The sequence below is a fragment of the Peribacillus sp. SIMBA_075 genome, from assembly GCF_046534585.1.
The window spans coordinates 1-275 of sequence record NZ_JAWRYN010000513.1; the positions used below are offsets into that span (position 1 = coordinate 1).

General features: G+C 49.8%; 1 protein-coding gene. It reads right to left on the reverse strand.

What is annotated here, in order from left to right:
* Nucleotides 1–275, reverse strand: a 275-nt coding sequence (locus SB775_RS29225) for a recombinase RecT (protein WP_410864724.1), incomplete at both ends; no start/stop codon positions are given.

The window sequence follows — 275 nt, forward strand, 5'->3', positions numbered from 1 at the left end:
GGATCGATTGTCAGTGATTCCTTTTCATCCATTGATACTGCACGCTGGATCTCAATTGATACGGGCAGATATTTGAACAGGCGACGAATAGCCGTTTTCTTTGCCATTTCTTCCCAGTGAGTTACCCACGGCCCGTTATTACCAGCTTTACTCAGGCTGCGCACCAGCTCAATCTGTTTGCGCGTCATAACTTCAAACTGAGTACCTCCGTCTTTCAGTCTTGCGACAGCATAGACGTGGGTAACCGGGGCATCTTCGTTTTCTCCCGGGCGGTG